The organism is Citrifermentans bremense R1 (assembly GCF_000426865.1).
Lineage (GTDB): Bacteria > Desulfobacterota > Desulfuromonadia > Geobacterales > Geobacteraceae > Geomonas > Geomonas bremensis.
Genome location: NZ_AUGE01000016.1, coordinates 36271 through 53835 on the forward strand (window position 1 = coordinate 36271; position 17565 = coordinate 53835).

The 17565-nt window shown below is 62.6% G+C and carries 14 protein-coding genes; all 14 read right to left on the minus strand.

Annotation, left to right across the window (positions count from 1 at the left end):
* Positions 1-15: 15 nt before the first annotated feature.
* A complete protein-coding gene (locus K419_RS0111295; protein WP_026841686.1) occupies positions 16-837 on the minus strand; it encodes a CoA transferase in 822 nt (273 codons plus the stop codon).
* Between the two features lie 85 nt (positions 838-922).
* A complete protein-coding gene (gene cobO / locus K419_RS0111300) occupies positions 923-1453 on the minus strand; it encodes a cob(I)yrinic acid a,c-diamide adenosyltransferase (protein ID WP_012531258.1) in 531 nt (176 codons plus the stop codon).
* Positions 1450-2367, minus strand: coding sequence for an electron transfer flavoprotein subunit alpha/FixB family protein (locus K419_RS0111305; RefSeq protein WP_026841687.1), 918 nt, complete (start codon positions 2365-2367; stop codon positions 1450-1452). The genes cobO and K419_RS0111305 overlap by 4 nt, the downstream gene beginning before the upstream one ends.
* A gap of 13 nt (positions 2368-2380) precedes the next feature.
* Positions 2381-3163: an electron transfer flavoprotein subunit beta/FixA family protein gene (locus tag K419_RS0111310; RefSeq protein WP_026841688.1), complete on the minus strand. Its 783-nt coding sequence runs from the start codon at positions 3161-3163 to the stop codon at positions 2381-2383.
* A gap of 59 nt (positions 3164-3222) precedes the next feature.
* Positions 3223-5385 (minus strand): (Fe-S)-binding protein, encoded by a 2163-nt coding sequence (locus K419_RS0111315; RefSeq protein ID WP_026841689.1) that lies wholly within the window; start codon positions 5383-5385, stop codon positions 3223-3225.
* A 51-nt stretch (positions 5386-5436) separates the two neighbouring features.
* Complete coding sequence (locus K419_RS0111320) at positions 5437-6576, minus strand: acyl-CoA dehydrogenase (protein ID WP_012531262.1); 1140 nt, start codon at positions 6574-6576, stop codon at positions 5437-5439.
* A 51-nt stretch (positions 6577-6627) separates the two neighbouring features.
* A complete protein-coding gene (locus K419_RS0111325; RefSeq protein ID WP_026841690.1) occupies positions 6628-7410 on the minus strand; it encodes an enoyl-CoA hydratase/isomerase family protein in 783 nt (260 codons plus the stop codon).
* Positions 7411-7431: 21 nt separating this feature from the next.
* The gene (locus K419_RS0111330) at positions 7432-8277 is read right to left on the minus strand and encodes a 3-hydroxybutyryl-CoA dehydrogenase (RefSeq protein ID WP_026841691.1); all 846 of its coding nucleotides are present in this window, start codon (positions 8275-8277) and stop codon (positions 7432-7434) included.
* 27 nt (positions 8278-8304) lie between these two features.
* Positions 8305-9480, minus strand: coding sequence for a thiolase family protein (locus K419_RS0111335; protein WP_026841692.1), 1176 nt, complete (start codon positions 9478-9480; stop codon positions 8305-8307).
* A 299-nt stretch (positions 9481-9779) separates the two neighbouring features.
* Positions 9780-10946 (minus strand): M24 family metallopeptidase, encoded by a 1167-nt coding sequence (locus K419_RS0111340; RefSeq protein WP_026841693.1) that lies wholly within the window; start codon positions 10944-10946, stop codon positions 9780-9782.
* Positions 10891-11475 (minus strand): nitroreductase family protein, encoded by a 585-nt coding sequence (locus tag K419_RS0111345; protein WP_026841694.1) that lies wholly within the window; start codon positions 11473-11475, stop codon positions 10891-10893. Before K419_RS0111345 ends, K419_RS0111340 begins: the two co-directional genes overlap by 56 nt.
* 99 nt (positions 11476-11574) lie before the next feature.
* Positions 11575-14823, minus strand: coding sequence for a fused isobutyryl-CoA mutase/GTPase IcmF (gene icmF / locus K419_RS0111350; protein ID WP_026841695.1), 3249 nt, complete (start codon positions 14821-14823; stop codon positions 11575-11577).
* 37 nt (positions 14824-14860) lie between these two features.
* The gene (locus tag K419_RS0111355) at positions 14861-15433 is read right to left on the minus strand and encodes a DUF6125 family protein (RefSeq protein WP_026841696.1); all 573 of its coding nucleotides are present in this window, start codon (positions 15431-15433) and stop codon (positions 14861-14863) included.
* Positions 15434-15577: 144 nt separating this feature from the next.
* Positions 15578-17563: a solute symporter family protein gene (locus K419_RS0111360; RefSeq protein ID WP_026841697.1), complete on the minus strand. Its 1986-nt coding sequence runs from the start codon at positions 17561-17563 to the stop codon at positions 15578-15580.
* Positions 17564-17565: the final 2 nt, after the last annotated feature.

Consider the following 17565-nt stretch of genomic DNA (forward strand, 5'->3'; position numbering starts at 1 on the left):
TGCAACCCCAGGTCATCACGCCAAAGCGACTATCGGCACATCGTTTTCCTGCCCCCACTGTTGCCAATTTGCCGCGCTTTTCGCGGCGAAAGCGGCGCGGTACCCTTCGTCACCGCCGATTCCCAGCGTCTCCTCGATCCTTTTCTTGAAGTGCGGCTCGAGCGCCGCAACGGCAACCCAGCCGTCGCTCGCTGCGTAGAGGTTGTACTCAGGCAATCCCCCGCCAAGAGTGGCGCCTGGGACGGTGCAGCCGTAGCGAAGCGGCTCGGCCATGGCCTCCGCGGCGGAAGATAGGGCCACCTCCAGGTACCCGCTCCCCAACCCGCGCTCGCGTCCCAGGAAAAGCGCCAATGCGCCGCTCACGGTTTGCTCGGCGCCGGCCATGTCCGCCAAAAGTGTGCGCGGCATGTGGGGCGGGGTCAAAAGGCCCAGGGACGCCTGGTAGGTCAGGTCGTGCCCCGCCTCGTTCTCCCGCGGGGCGGGGTAGCCAACGATGGCCACCTGACAAAGGACGGGGTGCTTCTCGTGCAAACTCTTCCAGCCAAGCCCCAGCCGCTCCAGGGCTGCCGGACGGGTAGCGGTAATGAGGAGATCCGCTTCGGAGAGAAGAGCGTCAAGGCGTGCCAGGTCCGCGGGCGCCTTCAGGTCGATCCGCACGACGCTCTGCCCGTCCGCCATGTCCTGGTACCACGCTGCCTGGTAGCTCTGCATCGGGTCGCCAGTTGGGGGCTCTACCTTGGTCACGCTCGCTCCCATCGCCGTGAGCCGCCTCGCCGCCGCCGGCCCCGGCAGGTTCACCGCCAGGTTCACCACCTTCACTCCCGCGAGTATCTTCATCGCTCTCCCCTATCAGTGGTTCATCGTGAAAATTGCGTGGAAAGCCGCTATTTGTTCCCCCTCCCCTTGCGGGAGGGGGGGGCTGTCACTTCTCGATCCCGGTCCGGGCCGGCACGCCTGCCTGGTAGTAGTGCTTCACCTCGACCATCTCCGTGACCAGATCGGCTGCCTCGATGACCCGGGGGTCGGCGCTTCTTCCCGTCAGCACCAGCTCCACCTGCTCGGGCCTTAGCTTGATGAGGTCAAGAATGTCCTCGACGGTGATGAGGCCGAACCAGGCCGCACCGTTGATTTCGTCCAGGATGACCAGGTCGTATTCGCCGCCGGTCAGGGTCTCGCGGGCGAGGTTCAGCGTTCCCCGGGCTATGGCTACGTCCTGCGGGTCCAGCCGGTCCTTATAGATCCAGCAGTCCCGCCCGGTCTGATGGATGGTGAGCAGCGGCGCCAGCCGCTCTGCGGCTATATGCTCGCCGTACTCCCCTCCCCCTTTGATGAACTGGACCATGCAGACCTTGAGCCCCCGCCCGACCGCCCGGAGCGCCAGCCCCAAGGCGGCGGTGGTCTTTCCCTTGCCGTTGCCGGTGTAGACCTGTACCTTCCCTTCCGTCAGGCTCATCTGGCGCACCTTGCCGTCATCGCCGGCACGAACTGCAACACGTCTGCCACGATCAGGACGTCGGCTATCTCGCCTATGGGCGCATCCTTGTCCTTGTTGATGGCGACTATGAAGTCCGCCTTTTTCATCCCCGCCAGGTGCTGAATCGCGCCGCTGATGCCGCAGGCGACGTAGAGCTTGGGGCTGACGGTCTGGCCGGTGGTCCCGACTTGGTGGCTATGGGGCGCCCATCCTGCGTCGACCACGGGACGGCTCGCGCCCAGTTCCCCGCCGAGCGCCTTGGCAAGCTGCGCGATCACCTGGACGTTCTCTTTCTTCCCCACGCCGCGCCCGGCACTGACGATCACCTCGGCCCTGGTGAGATCGACGTCCTTTTGCTCCGCCGCCTCGTATCCTACGAACTCGGTCTTTCCGGCGGGGTCCGCAACGTCGATTCCCTCAACCTGGGGCGCACCCTGCGGCTCGCCCTGGGTGGAGAAGGCGCCGGCCTGGATGGTGACCACGGTCCGCGCGCTCTTGGGGGCGACGGTCCGGCGCAGCTTGGCGTTGCAGCAGGTTACCTCGAACTTTCCGTCCGGGAGCCCCACCACCTCGGACACCTGGCCGATGCGGAGAGCGGCGGCCACGCGGGGCGCCAGGTCCCAGCCGTAGGAGGAGTGCACGAAGACGATGTAGTCGGGGTTTTCCTTGGCGACCGCCTCCAGCACCAGCTTCTTGTGCAAGTCGGGGTTGTATTCGCCGTACCTGGCGACGTCGGCCAGGTAGAGCTTGCCGGCGAACTTGGGGAGATCGGCTGGGCTTCCCACCAGCACCATGGCGCTCTCGGCGCCTAAGAGCCCGGCAAAGGCCTGCAGTTCATAGGTGGTCTCCAGCAGTTTCCCCTGCCTGTATTCCGCGATAAGCAACGCTTTCATAGCTATTCTCCTTTCAGGCCGCACGCAGCACGGTGGTCTTTTCCTTGAGAATCCTCATCAGTTTGTCGAGCTGGTCGTTCACCTCGCCCTCGATGACGATGCCGCCTCCCCTCTTAGCGGGAGGATACATGCCGCCGGTCCCGGTGACCTCGGCTTCCTTCAGGAGCTCCGAGACAGCTTGGACGACGATTTCCTTTTTCTTCGCCTTCATGATGTTGGGAAGCGTCGGGTACCGGGGGGTGTTGAGCCCCAGCTGGCAGGTGACTACAGCGGGGAGCTTCAGCTTAATTACACCTTTGCTGCCGCCTTCCAGTTCGCGTTTCGCCATGATGACGCCCGCGTCGTAGGTAAAGCCAACCAGGGTGGTGGCGCAGCCAAAGCCCAGCAACTCGGCCACGGTGACCCCGACCTGCGCGGAGCCGCGGTCCTGGGACTGCATCCCGGTAAATACCAGGTCATACCCCTGGCCCGCAGCATGCCCCGCTATGACCGAGGCGACCTGCCAGGGGTCCTTCTGGTAGTACTTGTCATCCTTCACGTGAACCGCCCGGTCGGCCCCCATCGCCAGCGCCTTCTTCAGCGCCTCGACCACGCGGTCCGGCCCTATGGAGAGGACCGTTATCTCAGGCTCGCCCCCCAACTGTTCTTTCAACTGAACGGCCTGCTCCACCGCATATTCGTCGTACTCGTTCATCCGGAAAGCGAGGTCCGACTCGTCGTACCAGGTCCCTTCGCTGTTGAGCTTGAACCGCGATTCCATGTCAGGAACCTGCTTGATGCATACCAGTATCTTCATGGCCTCCTCCTTGTTGACTCTTTTGTAGCTGCGGCTTTGCCGCCGCTTGTCGATGCGGTTCAGGCAGCGTCCTTGCCGTTTACACCCGAAATCCCCGTGGTTTCTCGCGCTTTTTCTGTCTCTGCCGAAACCGGTTCCGCCCCTGCCTCCGGTTCGGCGTCTGCCGCCGGAGCTTCCTCTACCTGCGGGATCCCTGTGGGCAAGAAGGTGTCGAGCACGGCGGAGAGGTCGGCTGCCGGCTGCAGCCTCTCGACGACGATCTCGGCCAGATCCCGCGCCTTCAGCTTCCCTTCACACTCGCCGGTCTTGATGCCGTCTTCGAACATGGTGAGGCAGAAGGGGCAGTTGGATACCAGGACGGGTGCCCCGGTCGCTTCCGCCATGTGGACCCTTTTCACGTTGATCCTGTTCCCCAGTTTCTCCTCGGCGAGGATCCTGCCCCCCCCTGCGCCGCAGCAAAAACTTTCCTTCTCCGATTTCTGCATCTCGTTGATGCGCCCACCGGCGACATGCAGAATGTCGCGCGGCTGCTGGATGATGTCCTGGTAGCGCCCGAGATAGCAGGAATCGTGGTAGGTGTAGTCGAACTGCCGCTCGTCGAGGACAAGGGTCCCCTCCTTGAGCAGGCGGTCGATGAAGACCGTGTAGTGCTCCACCTGCGCATCCAGCCCCAGGTCCAGGTAATCCCGCCCGAGCGTGTTCATGCAGTGCGGGCAGGTGGTGACGATCCGCTTGATGCCGTACCCGTTGATCAGCTCGATGTTCTCCTGGGCCGCCATCTGGTACAGGTACTCGTTGCCGAGCTTTCTGACCGGCTCCCCGCAGCACTTCTCCTCCTTGCCGAGGATCCCCACCTTGATCCCTGCCGCGTTGCAGATCTTCACGAAGCTCTTGGCGACCTCCTGGTTTCGCTTGTCGAAGGAGGCGTAGCAGCCGACGAAGTAGAGCACATCCACGTCAGCCCCACCCTCGGAGAGGATCTGCACATCCAGCCCCTCGGTCCAATCCCCGCGGCCGGCGTAGGCGAGGCCGAAGGGGTTGCCGTTCACCTCGACGTTGTTGACGGCGACCATGACCTCCTCGCCGGGGAACTCCCCCTGCATCAGGACCAGGTTGCGGCGCATCTCGATGATCTTGTTCACATGCTCCACATCCGCCGGGCAGATCTCCTGGCAGGCGCGGCAGGTGGTGCAAGACCAGAGCGCGTCGTTGCCGACCGTCTCGATCAGGCTCTTGTCCGGGTTGCCGAAGGCCAACTCGCCTACCTGCTGCACCACCTTCATCGGGGAAAGCGGCTTCTCGGTGTTGTGGGCCGGGCAGCGGTCCTGGCATCTCTTGCAGGAGGTGCAGGCGTCGGCGTCGAAGATGTCCTTCCAGGAGAATTCCGAAACCTTCTCCACGCCGAACTGCTCCACCCCCTCCTCTTCCAGGTTGATGGTGGCGATGGACCCCTTGGGGCGGAGGTCGGTGAAGAGGTAGTTGGCCGGGGTGGTGATCAAGTGGCGGAATTTACTCCAGGGGATGGAGACGATGAACCCGAGGACCAGCAGGAGATGACCCCACCACCAGAGCGTGTGCAGCTGCCGCAGGGAAACCTCGTCCTGGGCCGAGAACTGGTTGGCCACGAACATCCCGATGGGGGACCAGCGCGCCAGCTCAGGATTCATCCGCAGTTCGGTCACGGCGATGCGCACACCTTCCGCCAGGAATCCGGTGAAGATGATCGCGGTCAGGAGGCCATGCATCAGGTAATCGTCGCGGGTGATCTTGAGCCCCTCCGGCCGGTAGACAAAGCGGCGCAGCATCAGGCCCAAAAGCATGAGGAAGGCGGCAGCGCCTGCCAGGTCGAGCGCCAGGGAATAGAACCTATAGAAGGAGCCCTTGAGGATCACCACATTGAAGAGCGGCTGGGTCAGGTCGGCCTGGAGCATCACCAGCAGCGTCCCGATGAAGAGGGTGACGAAGCCCCAGAAGAAGAGGCCGTGGGGGAAACCGGGGCCGCTTACGCGCAGCACCTTCGCCTGGCCGAACAGGTTCTTGAGCAGGAAGGGGATACGTTCCCCCAGGGCGTCGAGCCGGTTCAGTTCCTTCCCCTGGCGGTACACCTCGACCCGCTGGTAGATGCCGTAACAGCAGGCGGCGACGGCGACCAGCGTCAGCAGGTACATGGGGAGCACGACCCCGTGTCCGACGTTCCAATAGATTTCCCTGGTAGCTTCCATGGTCGACTCCTGCGCGTTTATTGATCTCTCCTGAGGCGGCCGCCCCCCCGCTTACGACAAGAGCAGCTTCGAGACCACCACGCGCTGAACCTCGTTGGTCCCCTCGTAGATCTCGGTGATCTTCGCGTCGCGGTACATGCGCTCCACTTCATAGTCGACGATGAAGCCGTACCCGCCGTGGATCTGGATCGCCTCCTTGGTGACGAAGGTTGCCGCCTCCGAGGCGAGCATCTTACACATGGCGGACTCCATGGTGTAGTTCTTCTTGCTGTCCTTCAGGCAGGCGGCCTTGTAGGTCATGAGCTTGCTGGTCTCGATCTTCGCGTACATGTCGGCCAGCTTGAACTGGATCGCCTGCAGCTCGCAGATGGGGTGGCCGAACTGCTTTCTCTCCTTGGAGTAGGCAAGCGCCAGGTCGAAGGCGCCTTCGGCGATGCCGAGAGCCTGTGAGGCGATGCCGATGCGGCCGCCGTTCAGGGTGTCCATGGCGATCTTGAACCCCTGCCCTTCCTGCCCCAGGAGGTTCTCCACCGGAATGCGGACGCTGTCGAGAGCGAAGGCGGTGGTGTAGCTGCCGCGGATGCCGAGCTTCTTCTCGTTCTTGAGGATCTCGACCCCCGGGGACTGCAGGTCGATGATGAAGGCGGAGACCCCTTTGTGCTTGAGGTTTTTGTCGGAGGTGGCGAAGAGCACGCCGGTTCCCTTGTAGCCGCCGTTGGTGATGAAGATCTTGGAACCGTTGATCACGAAATGATCGCCGTCGCGCTTGTAGGTCGTGGCTATGGCCCCGGCATCGCTGCCGGCGTCCGGCTCGGTCAGGAGGAAGCAGCCGATGACCTTGCCGGTGTTCAGGTCCGGTAGCCATTTTTTCTTCTGCTCCTCGGTGCCGAAGGTGTAGATCGGGCCGCAGGCAAGGGAGGTGTGGGCCGAGATGAGGACGCCGCTGGAACCGCAGGCCTTGGAGACCTCCTCGACCACGATGGCGTAGGAGAGCATGTCGAGCCCCGCGCCACCGTACTCCTCGGGTAAGTAGGAGCCGAGGAAACCCATCTCCCCCATCTTGCGCACTAGGTCGTCGGGGATCATGTGCTCCTCGTCGATCTGCATGGCGAGCGGCTTGATCTCGTTCACCACGAAATCGCGAACGCTATCCTTCAACACCTTGTGGTCCTGGCTCAGTTCAAAGTTCATATCATCCCCCCTTGGTAAGAAAATCGTTGTCGGTTCCCGGCGCCGCTCCGGTTATTTCCCCTGGAACTTCGCCTTTCGCTTCTCCACGAACGCCCCCATCCCTTCTTTCTGGTCCTCGGTGGCGAAGAGGACGCCGAAGAGGGAGCTCTCGTAGCGGAAGCCGTCCTCCTTGGTCATGTTGAGCCCGTTGACGATGGCGTTCTTGGCGTAGCCGACGGCAACGGAGCCGTTTTTCGCCATCTCCCGGGCCAGGCCGAGGGCCTTCTCCTTCAGCTCGGGAAGCGGCGTAAGTTCGTTCACGATGCCCCATTCAAGCCCTTTGGCTGCCGTAATGATCCTGCCGCTGAATACCAGCTCCTTGGCCCGGTTCGGGCCGATGAGCCGGGCCAGGTTCTGCGTCCCGCCGAAGCCGGGGATGATCCCCAGCGTCACCTCGGGAAAGCCGAACTTGGCGTTCTCGGAGGCGTAGATGACGTCGCAGGCCAGCGCCAGCTCCAGTCCCCCACCCAGCGCGTAACCGTTCACCGCGGCGATGACCGGCTTAGTCATCTTCTCGATGAAGAGGACCAGACGCTGCCCCTGCTGGGCGAACCGGTGCCCCTCGAAGGAGGTCATGGGAGCCATCTCCTTGATGTCGGCGCCGGCCACGAATGCCTTCTCGCCGGCGCCGGTGAGGATCACCGCCTTGACCGTCTGGTCCTGCTCGATCCCGTACAGGACGCATTCCAGTTCCGCCAGTACCGCGCTGTTCAGGGCGTTGAGGCTTTCCGGCCGGTTCACCGTCACCACTGCCACCCCTTCATTTATTTCAGACAGGATATTCTTCGCGTCCATGAGATCTCCCCCAAAGAGATGCTAGTAGTTGTAAAAGCCCTTCCCGGATTTCTTGCCGAGGTAGCCTGCGTCCACCATCTTCACCAGGAGCGGGCAGGGGCGGTACTTCGGGTCCTTGAAGCCGTCGTGCAGCACGTTGCAGATGGCGAGCACCGTGTCGAGCCCGATGAAATCGGCCAACTGCAGGGGGCCCATCGGCTGGTTGGTGCCGAGCTTCATCCCCTTGTCGATGTCCTCGGCGGTTGCTATCCCTTCGTAGAGGGCGAAGACCGCCTCGTTGATCATCGGGATCAGCACCCGGTTCACGATGAAACCGGGGTAGTCCTGAGAGACGGCCATCTGCTTGTTCAGGAGGCCTACCAGGTACCCTATGGCCTCGAAGGTTTCGTCGCTGGTGGCGATGCCGCGGATTACCTCGACCAGCTGCATCACCGGCACCGGGTTCATGAAGTGCATCCCGATCACCTGATCCGGCCTTTTGGTCACTGCCGCGATGCGGGTGATGGAGATGGAGGAGGTATTGGAGGCGAGGATCGCTTCCTTTTTCACCACCTCGTCGAGCTTTCTGAAAAGATCGAATTTGAGCGCCTCGTTTTCGGTGGCGGCCTCGATGACGAGGTCGCAGCCGGCGAAGTCCTTGAGCTCCTTGGTGGCCGTGATGCGGGCCATGATCCCCTGGATGCTGGTGTCGAAGATGACCCCCTTCTTCGCCTGCCGCTCCAGGTTCTGCTCGATGGACTTGAGAGCCTTCGAGAGCTGCGCCTCGGAGATGTCGTAGACCAGGACCTGGTAAGCGTGCTGCGCGAATACATGGGCGATCCCGCTTCCCATCTGCCCCGCCCCTAAAACACCGACTGTCTTGAACATGTAAGCCCCCCCCTGAGAGAAAAGTGTCTAGACCCTTTCGAAAATGACCGCAACAGCCTCGCCGCCCCCGATGCAGAGCGTGGCGAGCCCGTAGCGCGCCTGCCGCTTGTGCAGCTCCCGGATCAGCGTCCCGGCAAGCCGTGCGCCGCTCGCGCCGATGGGGTGCCCCAGGGCGCAGGCTCCGCCGTTGACGTTGACTTTGGCGGGGTTCAAATCAAGTTCTTTCATGGCAATCATGGTCACCGCGGCGAAAGCTTCGTTGATCTCGAAGAGATCGATGTCCCCCACTTTCAGTCCGGCCCTGGCGCAGGCCGCCTGGATCGCCGTTACGGGGGCTTCGGTGTAGAGCTCCGGATGCAGGCTACCGGTGGCGCAGGCAACCAACCGCGCCTTCGGGGTGAGGTTGCAGCGCTTCAGCGCCGACTCCCCAGCCAGGAGCGTGAAGGCTGCGCCGTCGTTGATGCTGGAGGCGTTGGCGGCGGTGATGGTCCCGTCCTTGCTGAACACCGGCCTCAACTGCGTCAGCTTGTCGAAGTCCACCTTGAACGGCTCCTCGTCGTCCGAGATCATCTCGTCCCCCTTGCGCCCCTTTTTCACCACCGGCGCGATCTCGTCTTTGAAGACCCCGCCGCGCACCGCGTCCTGGGCCAGCTTGTAGGAGCGCAGAGTGAATTCGTCCTGCGCCTCGCGGGTGAGCCCATGCTTTTTCACCGAAGCCTCGGCGATCTCTCCCATGTGCCGCCCGGAGTACGGGTCCTGCAGGCCGTCGTAAATCATCAGGTCGATGAGCGAGCCGTGCCCCATGCGGTAGCCGTAGCGCGCCTTCTTGAGCAGAAAAGGCGCGAGGGACATGTTTTCCATGCCGCCGGCCACAACGATTTCCGAATCCTCCAGCTGGATGGAACCTGCCCCCAGCATGATCGCTTTTAATCCGCTGCCGCAGACCTTGTTGATGGTCATGGCGTGGGCGCTGTCCGGGATCCCGGCGCCGCGCATCGCCTGGCGCGCAGGAGCCTGCCCGCAGCCGCCGGAAAGAACCTGCCCGGCGATGACCTCGTCGACCTCGGCCGGATCCAGACCGGTCCGCTCCAGGAGAGCCTTGATGGCGCCCCCCCCAAGGACGGGGGCCTCAACATCCGAGAGAACGCCGCCAAAAGACCCGAACGGGGTTCTCTGCGACTCAACGACAAAGATGTCTTTCATGTCACCTCCAGCAGCAGTTATTTGTGATGCGAATATATATGTCGTTTACGTGCATGTCAAGCATTTCTAGAACATGTTTTTAGGAATTTAACGCGAGTTGGCAAAGGTGCAAGCTAAAGTACCCGTAAAGGTTGCATAAAACCGTTTGTCGAACAAGAGGATGGGGAAATTTTTTGCGGAAAAGGAGGGTGGAAATTTATGATCAGCCAAAATCACGGGGGGGAAGCTCTCCTGAACCTCCCCCCGCTTTATCTGCTACTGCTGATTTCTCCGCGGTGGATGCGAGTGAACGAGTCCCGTTACAGGTACACGACCTCGTCCGGCATGTCGGTCAGCTTCACGCCGCCGTTTTTGCCGACCGCAAAGGTGTTCTCTATTCCGGCCACACCCTGGCCCGGGAAGACGAACTTCGGTTCGATGGCAATGGTCTGCCCTTCCTGCAGCGGCACCTTGAACCCTTGCGCCAGTACCGGGAACTCGTCCAGTTCGAGACCGACGCCGTGACCTACAAACTTGGCGTTCTCTCCGGGGGCCCCCATGAAGTTCCGGCCGAGGCCCGCTTCCTCCGCCATTTCAGCCGCCTTCAGGAACAGCTCCTCGCAGATCACCCCCGGCTTCAGGTTGTCGACCAGGTATTTCTGGATGGCGAGCGCCGTGGCGAAGCCGTGCTCCAGTTCGGGCGCCAGCTTGCCGATGACGAAAAAGCGCGTTATGTCCACGATGTAACCGTTGAAGATGCCGATATAGTCGACGAGGATCGGGGTATTGGCCTTGATTACCGCGGCGGAAGCACCATGCGGGGAGGCACTGGACATCCCCTGCCCGGTCACGGCGCCGTCGAAGAAGCCGGGATCGCAGGCCGCCGAAGAAACGGCGAGCCCCTGGAACAGCTCCTGGTTGAAGGCGCGCATGCGCACGTAACCTTCGCTCCCCGCCTTCCTCAGCCGGCATTCGAACTCCGCCGCCAGGTCCACTTCCCGCATCCCCTCCTTGAGGAAACCCGGAACCTCCCTGAAGACCTGGCAGATCATGTCGCCGCTTTTCCGCATCTGCCCCAGTTCCCACTCAGACTTCACCGAGCGGATTTCGCGGTTGATGGCGGAGACGTCGACGAAGTCGCGCCCCGGCAAAAGCTTCGCGTAGTAGTTGTACTGCTGCACCGGCGCCACGTCGAAGGTGAAGCCGATCTTCTGCAGTTCGGGCGAAAACAGCGCCGGAAACTCCTTACTGGACGGAAAGGGGACAGTCTCCTCGATGCAGCTTTCCTTGATCGCCCTGGAAACGCTTTTCCGCACCATCAGCCGCGGTTTCCCCTCGGCCGGGACCCAGAGCGTCGAGTTCTGGCGGGTGCCGGTGAAATAGTAGACGTCGATGGGGTAGATGAAGAGCGCTCCGTCGATACCCTTTGCCTTAAGTTCCTGTTGCAGCCTGGCGATTCTCTGTTGCGATTCCTGCTTTTTCAGCATCCGTCACCCCCCAGTCGTTGTAGTAGGCAATTTCATTCAAATCCTTGCGCGGGCGCTGTTTGGGATCCTGGTCGGGATACCCGAGCGGGGTCACGCCGATGACCCTGATACCGGCCGGAATGGCCAGCCCCGCCTTGATGGCGGGCTCATCATACCATCCCATCCAGCAGGTGCCAAGACCTAGGCCGTGCGCCGCGAGACAGATATGCTCGAAGGCGATGGCTGCGTCGGCCACGTAATACTCGATGCCATTCTCAAAGCCCGATTGAGCCGGGTCGGCGCAGACGACGATCACCACCGGTGCCTGGGCCAGCGCCTTCTTCCCTGGATTATCGTCAGAAAAGCCATCCAGCAGCGCCTTTTTTCTCTCTGTCGAGTTCAGCACCAGGAAGCGCCAGCACTGCATGTTCTTCCACGAAGGGGCGAGCCTGGCGGCATCCAGCACCTGCCCCACCTTCTCCCATTCGACCGGAGTGTCCTTGTACTTCCGGATGCTCCTTCTGCCGTTGATTGCCTCAATTACGTCCATGCGTTCTCCTTGTCGGCATGTTGTTCACGAACGCCTCGGCGTTGGTTTGATCCGCCGTTATCCGCGTCATCCGCCAAATCCGCGTGCGATGCCGTTGGGCTACATGTTGCGCCGGTACTCCCCCCCCACCTGGTAGAGCGCGCGGGTGATCTGCCCCAAGGACGCGACCTTGACCGTCTCCATCAGCTCCCCGAAGATGTTGCCGCCGGAGACGGCGACCTCCTGGAGGCGCTTAAGTGCGAGCGGCGCCTTTTCCTTGTTCCGCTCCTGGAAGTCGCGCAGGTTCTTGATCTGCTGTTCCTTCTCCTCGTGGGTTGCGCGCGCCAGCTCTCCCGGTACCTGGTACCCCTCCTCCCCGGCGCGGGGATTGAGGAAGGTGTTGACCCCGACGATGGGGAGCTCGCCGGAGTGCTTTTTGTGCTCGTAAAGCATCGATTCGTCCTGGATCTTGCTCCGCTGGTACTGGGTCTCCATGGCACCCAGCACCCCTCCGCGCTGGTCGATCTTCTCGAACTCGGCGAGCACCGCCTCCTCCACCAGGTCGGTCAGCTCGTCGATGATGAACGCGCCCTGGAGCGGGTTCTCGTTCCTGGCAAGCCCCAGTTCCTTGGTGATGATCATCTGTACCGCCATGGCCCTGCGCACCGACTCCTCGGTGGGGGTCGTCACCGCCTCGTCGTAGGCGTTGGTGTGCAGCGAGTTGCAGTTGTCGTAGATGGCCATGAGCGCCTGCAGCGTGGTGCGGATGTCGTTGAAGTCCATCTCCTGCGCGTGCAGCGAACGGCCGCTGGTCTGGATGTGGTACTTGAGCTTCTGGCTCCGCTCGTTGGCGCCGTACTTCTCCCGCATCACCACCGCCCAGATCCTGCGCGCCACCCGCCCTATAACCGTGTATTCCGGATCGAGTCCGTTGGAGAAGAAGTAGGAGAGATTAGGCGCGAAGTCGTCGATGTGCATCCCGCGCGAGAGGTAATACTCGACGTAGGTGAAACCGTTGGAGAGGGTGAAGGCGAGCTGCGAGATGGGGTTCGCCCCCGCTTCGGCTATGTGGTAGCCGCTGATGGAAACGGAGTAGTAATTTCTCACCTGTTGCTCGATGAAGTACTGCTGGATGTCCCCCATCATCTTCAGGGCGAACTCGGTGGAGAAGATGCAGGTGTTCTGCCCCTGGTCCTCCTTGAGGATGTCCGCCTGCACCGTGCCGCGTACGGTCTGCAGGGTGCAGGACTTTATCTCCTGGTACTCCGGCGCCGACGGCTCGCGCCCCTTTTCCTTCCTGAACATCTCCACCTGCTGCTCGATGGCGGCGTTGAAGAACATGGCAAGCATCATCGGCGCGGGGCCGTTGATGGTGATGGAAACGCTGGTGTAAGGGGCGCAGAGGTCGAATCCGGCGTAGAGCTTCTGCACGTCCTCGACGGTGCAGACCGAGACACCGCTCTCCCCCACCTTGCCGTAGACGTCGGGCGGGTAGTCCGGGTCCTCGCCGTAGAGGGTCACGCTGTCGAAGGCGGTCGAAAGCCTCTTGGCGCCGTCGTCCTGGCAAAGGTAATGGAAACGGCGGTTGGTTCGCTCCGGGGTCCCCTCGCCGGCAAACTGGCGCTTCGGATCCTCCTCCGCCCTTTTAAAGGGGAACACCCCCGCGGTGTAGGGGAAGTACCCGGGTAAGTTCTCCTTCAGGCTCCACTTGACGATCTCCCCCCATTCCTCGTAATCCGGAACGCAGACCCTGGGGATGCGGGAGCCGGAGAGGGAGGTGGTGAAAAGCTCGGTCCTTATTTCCTTGTCGCGCACCCGGGTCACCAGCGCATCCAGCTTGTAGCTCGCCTTCAGCTCAGGCCACCCCTCGACGATGCGCCTGGGCTCCTCCTGCAGCTCCGCATCCGTGCTCTGAATCAGCCGGTCCAGCTCCGCTTGCGCCGCCTCACCCTGTACCTGCGCCCTTGCCCCCTTGAGCTGGAACAGGCTCCGCGCGACTTTCGACTGGCTCTCCACGTTCTTTCGGTAGCTGCGCGCCGTCTGTACGATCTCCCCCAGGTAATGGATCCGGTCCGGCGGGATGATGTACTGCTTCAGGCTGTCCCCTTCGGGTGCGCTCAATTGCGAGCGCCACTTGAGCTCCTTCTTCTCGTTGAAGCGGTTCAGGACGGCGAGATAGAGGACGTTGGTGCCGGGATCGTTGAACTGCGAGGCGATGGTGCCGAAGATCGGGAGCTCCTCGTCAGTCACCTCGAAGAGGTTTCGGTTGCGGCGGTACTGCTTGCGGACGTTTCTAAGCGCGTCCTCGGCCCCTTTCCTTTCGAACTTGTTGAGCGCGACCACGTCGGCGAAGTCGAGCATGTCGATCTTCTCCAGCTGCGTCGGCGCTCCGAACTCGCAGGTCATGACGTAGAGCGAGACGTCGCAGATCTCGACCACCCCCGCATCCCCCTGGCCGATCCCGGAGGTCTCCACGATGATCAGGTCGAACCCTGCCGCGCGCACCACGTCGATGGCGTCGCTTATGGCGGCGGAGAGCTCCGAGCGGGAGTCGCGCGTGGCGAGCGAGCGCATGTAGACCCGGTCCGTGTTGATGGAGTTCATCCTGATGCGGTCGCCCAGAAGTGCCCCGCCGGTCCGCTGGCGCGAAGGGTCGACGGCGAGGATGGCCACGCTTTTCTCCGGGAAGTCCCTGATGAAGCGGCGCACCAGCTCGTCGGTGAGCGAGCTCTTGCCGGCGCCGCCGGTCCCCGTGATGCCCAGCGTCGGAACCTCCCGCCCCATTCCGCGGATGGTATCGCGCACCAGCCCATACCCCTCGTTATGATCGTGGACCGCCTGCTCGGCAAGTGTGATCAGGGCGTTCACGGCGCGCACATCCCGCCCCTTGAGCCGCTCGATCTCCGCTTGCAGGTCGCGCTCCACGTGAAAGTCGCAAAGCTCCAGCATATGGTTGATCATCCCCTGCAGCCCCATGCGGCGGCCGTCCTCGGGGGAGAAGATCTTGCTGACCCCGTAGCTCTCGATCTCCTTTATCTCTTCCGGGACGATGACCCCGCCCCCTCCGCCGAAAACCTTTACCTGCTCCGCGCCCCGCTCCTTCAGCAGATCTCGGATGTACTTGAAGAAGGGGACGTGTCCCCCCTGGTAACAGCTGACCGCGATCCCTTGGGCGTCCTCCTGGATGGCGGCGCTGACGATCGCCTCCACGGAGCGGTTGTGCCCCAGGTGGATCACCTCGGCCCCCGAGGCCTGGAGCATCCGTCGGATGATGTTGGTGGAAGCGTCATGGCCGTCGAAGAGGCTCGTGGCCGTGACGAAACGGATCTTGTTCTTGGATTTGTAGGGTGCCGCGGCTGCGGTGTGCATGGTGTCTCTCCTTTTCGTTTGAATCTTTCCGAGCGCCTCAGGGCTTCAGGGTGAACTCCCAGGCGCACCAGAACTCCTCAGGATGCTCGTCCGGCGGGCAGGCGATGCATCTCGTATGAATCCGCGGGTCGATGGTGCTGGCGAAGCCGGAGTATTCGACGATACCGACGGATTTGCAGGGATGGTCCGGGAGCCCCTTGCGCTTTCTGGCCGACTGGACCCGGCAGTCGATCATGCGGAAGACGGCCTGGGTCTCCGTCACCTCCAGGCATTGCTGCAGGTTGAGCCGGGCGTAAAAACGGTGCTTCAGGCACTCCACCAGTGCGGGAATCCCCCCGCCCGGTTTCAGCCCCAGCCGCTCCATGATCCGCTTGGCCTCGATGACGGTGAAGAGCCTCCAGGCGTCGGTGTCGATATCGACCGCCACGTCCATGCCGAATTTCTTTTCCAGCGACTGGAACCAGACCCCGTCATGGGCCAGCCAGTTTTTGGCGTCGTCGGTGATTATCCGGACCAGTTCCTCCTTGCTGAGCGAGTAAAGGAGCTGGATCCCCTCGTCGCCGGCAGCGTTTTCCGGTTCCGTTTTCTGCAAAGCGGTTTGCGTCGTCATGATCACCTCCTGGTGTTTTTTCTCCTTCCACCGGAGGGGGGAGGCCGGGAGGGGGGAAGAGGGGACTGGCTCCGCCAGGTGCCTGTCCCCCTTGAGCGCATGATACCCCCTCCCTGGCCCTCCCCCTCCGGGGGCGGGAAGTTGCTAGTGATCTGTCGCCTTGGCTATCCCAAGCCCGGTGTTCTGCCGCACGTCGATCTCGGCGAACATGTCTTCGGCGCGGCGGTCGCGGAACAGGAGGCAGCCGAATACGGCGGCCAGGAATCCGAGCGGCACCGAGACGATCCCCGGGTTTTTCAGCGGGAATATCGGCTTATCGAGCCCGACCATGGAGCTGCCATCCTTGTTCTTCTCATATTCCACCCGGGACTTCTCCAGGGTCTTCAGCTCCTTGTCCGCCAGCGCCACGCCCGTTGCCTGCTTCTTTTCCAGGGTGTCGACGATCTTCTTAGCGTCGGCCGCAACTTTCTTGGGATAGGTCATTACCGGCGACACCATCACCAGCGCGAGGGCGGTAACGGTCCCGACCACGAGGCCGGAAACGATCCCCGCGGTGTTGAACTTCTTCCAGAACAGCGAGAGCATGACCACCGGGAAGTTCCCGGAGGCGGCGACCGCGAAGGCGAGCGCCACCAGGGCGACCACGTTCTCCTTCTCGGCGGCAAGGCCCATCAGGATCGCGGAGGTGCCGACGAACAGGGAGGTGATGCGCGCCACCTTCACCTGCAGATGCTGGTCCGCCTTGCCGTCCTTGATGATGTTCACGTAGACGTCGTGCGCGATTGCCGCGGAGGCTGCGAGCACGAGACCGGAGACGACGGCGAGGATGGTGGCGAAGGCCACGGCGCAGATGAAGGCAAGAAAGACGTCTCCGCCGAGGCTCCCGGCGCCACCACCCATGTGCTGCGCCAATAAGAGCGTCGCCATGTTCCCACCTTTGTCCACCGCCAGGATGCCCTGGGGGGTCAGGTAGAGTGCTGCGCCGAAGCCGATGATGCTGATCATGAAGAAGAAGCTGGAGTTAAGGAAAAGGGCGATGATGATCGACTTGCGCGCCTCTTTGGCGCTGGGTACGGTGAAAAAGCGCATCAGGATGTGCGGCAGGCCGGCGGCGCCAAGCGCCCAGGCGATACCGAGCGAGATCTGGTCCAGCGGGCTTTTCAGGAAGAGCCCCGGCTCCAGGAAGCGCTGGCCGTAATCCATCCCCGCCTTGGGAATGGCGTCCTTCAGCACGTTCAGCCTGACGTGATCCTGGATGGCCGGGTTGTTCACGATGTCGGTGAAGAAGGAGACCGGGTTGAAGCCCGCCTTCGCAGCGACCAGGATGCACAAAAGCGTGGTCGCCCCCATCAGGAGGGAGGCCTTGATGATCTGCACCCAGGTGGTGGCCTTCATGCCGCCGAAGACGACGTAGGCGACCATGAGCGCGCCCACCCCGATGACCGAGACGCGGTAAGGGATCCCGATCAGCATCTGCATCAGCTTTCCGGCGCCGACCATCTGCGCGATCAGGTAGAAGATCGAGACGGTGACGGTGGAGAGCGCCGCTACGCCGCGCACCACCTTGGGAGACGACCTGAAGGAGAGGATGTCGCCCAGCGTGTACTTGCCGGCGTTGCGGCAGGGCTCGGCGATGACCAGCAGGATGGCGATGAAGGAGAACATCGGCCCCACCGCGTACATGAAGCCGTCGATGCCGTAGAGCGAGATGAGCCCCGACATGCCGAGGAAAGAGGCGGCCGACATGTAGTCGCCGGCTATGGCCCAGCCGTTTTGGAGGCCGGTGATCCCTCCGCCTGCGGTGTAGAAGTCGGCGGCGGTCTGCGTCTTCTTCGCGGCCCAGACCACCACCCCCATGGTGATGGCGATGATGAGCGCGAACATGCCGATGGTGATGCCGCGGTTGGGGGTCACCTTGGCCGGCTGGGTGTCCGCGCCCTTGGCCGGAGCGGCCTTGGCTGCGGTGGGCGCTGCCGCGGTGGCGGCTGCAGGCGCAACTGTTGCCGCAGGCGCTGCTATTGCCGGTGTCTGCGGTGCGGCGGTGCCGACCGAGGCTGCGACTGCGAGGGGAGCGGCGGCGCAAACGGAGAACGTAAGAGCGAGCGTTATGGCGGCGATTCTTTTTTTCATGC

Bases quoted from the DNA above. Each gene is read 5' to 3' on its own strand.
- K419_RS0111315 (WP_026841689.1), bottom strand. From the start codon at position 5,385: ATGGAAGCTACCAGGGAAATCTATTGGAACGTCGGACACGGGGTCGTG.
- K419_RS0111345 (WP_026841694.1), bottom strand. From the start codon at position 11,475: ATGGACGTAATTGAGGCAATCAACGGCAGAAGGAGCATCCGGAAGTAC.
- K419_RS0111360 (WP_026841697.1), bottom strand. From the start codon at position 17,563: ATGAAAAAAAGAATCGCCGCCATAACGCTCGCTCTTACGTTCTCCGTT.
- K419_RS0111320 (WP_012531262.1), bottom strand. From the start codon at position 6,576: ATGAACTTTGAACTGAGCCAGGACCACAAGGTGTTGAAGGATAGCGTT.
- K419_RS0111325 (WP_026841690.1), bottom strand. From the start codon at position 7,410: ATGGACGCGAAGAATATCCTGTCTGAAATAAATGAAGGGGTGGCAGTG.
- K419_RS0111355 (WP_026841696.1), bottom strand. From the start codon at position 15,433: ATGACGACGCAAACCGCTTTGCAGAAAACGGAACCGGAAAACGCTGCC.
- K419_RS0111330 (WP_026841691.1), bottom strand. From the start codon at position 8,277: ATGTTCAAGACAGTCGGTGTTTTAGGGGCGGGGCAGATGGGAAGCGGG.
- K419_RS0111305 (WP_026841687.1), bottom strand. From the start codon at position 2,367: ATGAAAGCGTTGCTTATCGCGGAATACAGGCAGGGGAAACTGCTGGAG.
- cobO (WP_012531258.1), bottom strand. From the start codon at position 1,453: ATGAGCCTGACGGAAGGGAAGGTACAGGTCTACACCGGCAACGGCAAG.
- K419_RS0111335 (WP_026841692.1), bottom strand. From the start codon at position 9,480: ATGAAAGACATCTTTGTCGTTGAGTCGCAGAGAACCCCGTTCGGGTCT.
- K419_RS0111295 (WP_026841686.1), bottom strand. From the start codon at position 837: ATGAAGATACTCGCGGGAGTGAAGGTGGTGAACCTGGCGGTGAACCTG.
- icmF (WP_026841695.1), bottom strand. From the start codon at position 14,823: ATGCACACCGCAGCCGCGGCACCCTACAAATCCAAGAACAAGATCCGT.
- K419_RS0111310 (WP_026841688.1), bottom strand. From the start codon at position 3,163: ATGAAGATACTGGTATGCATCAAGCAGGTTCCTGACATGGAATCGCGG.
- K419_RS0111340 (WP_026841693.1), bottom strand. From the start codon at position 10,946: ATGCTGAAAAAGCAGGAATCGCAACAGAGAATCGCCAGGCTGCAACAG.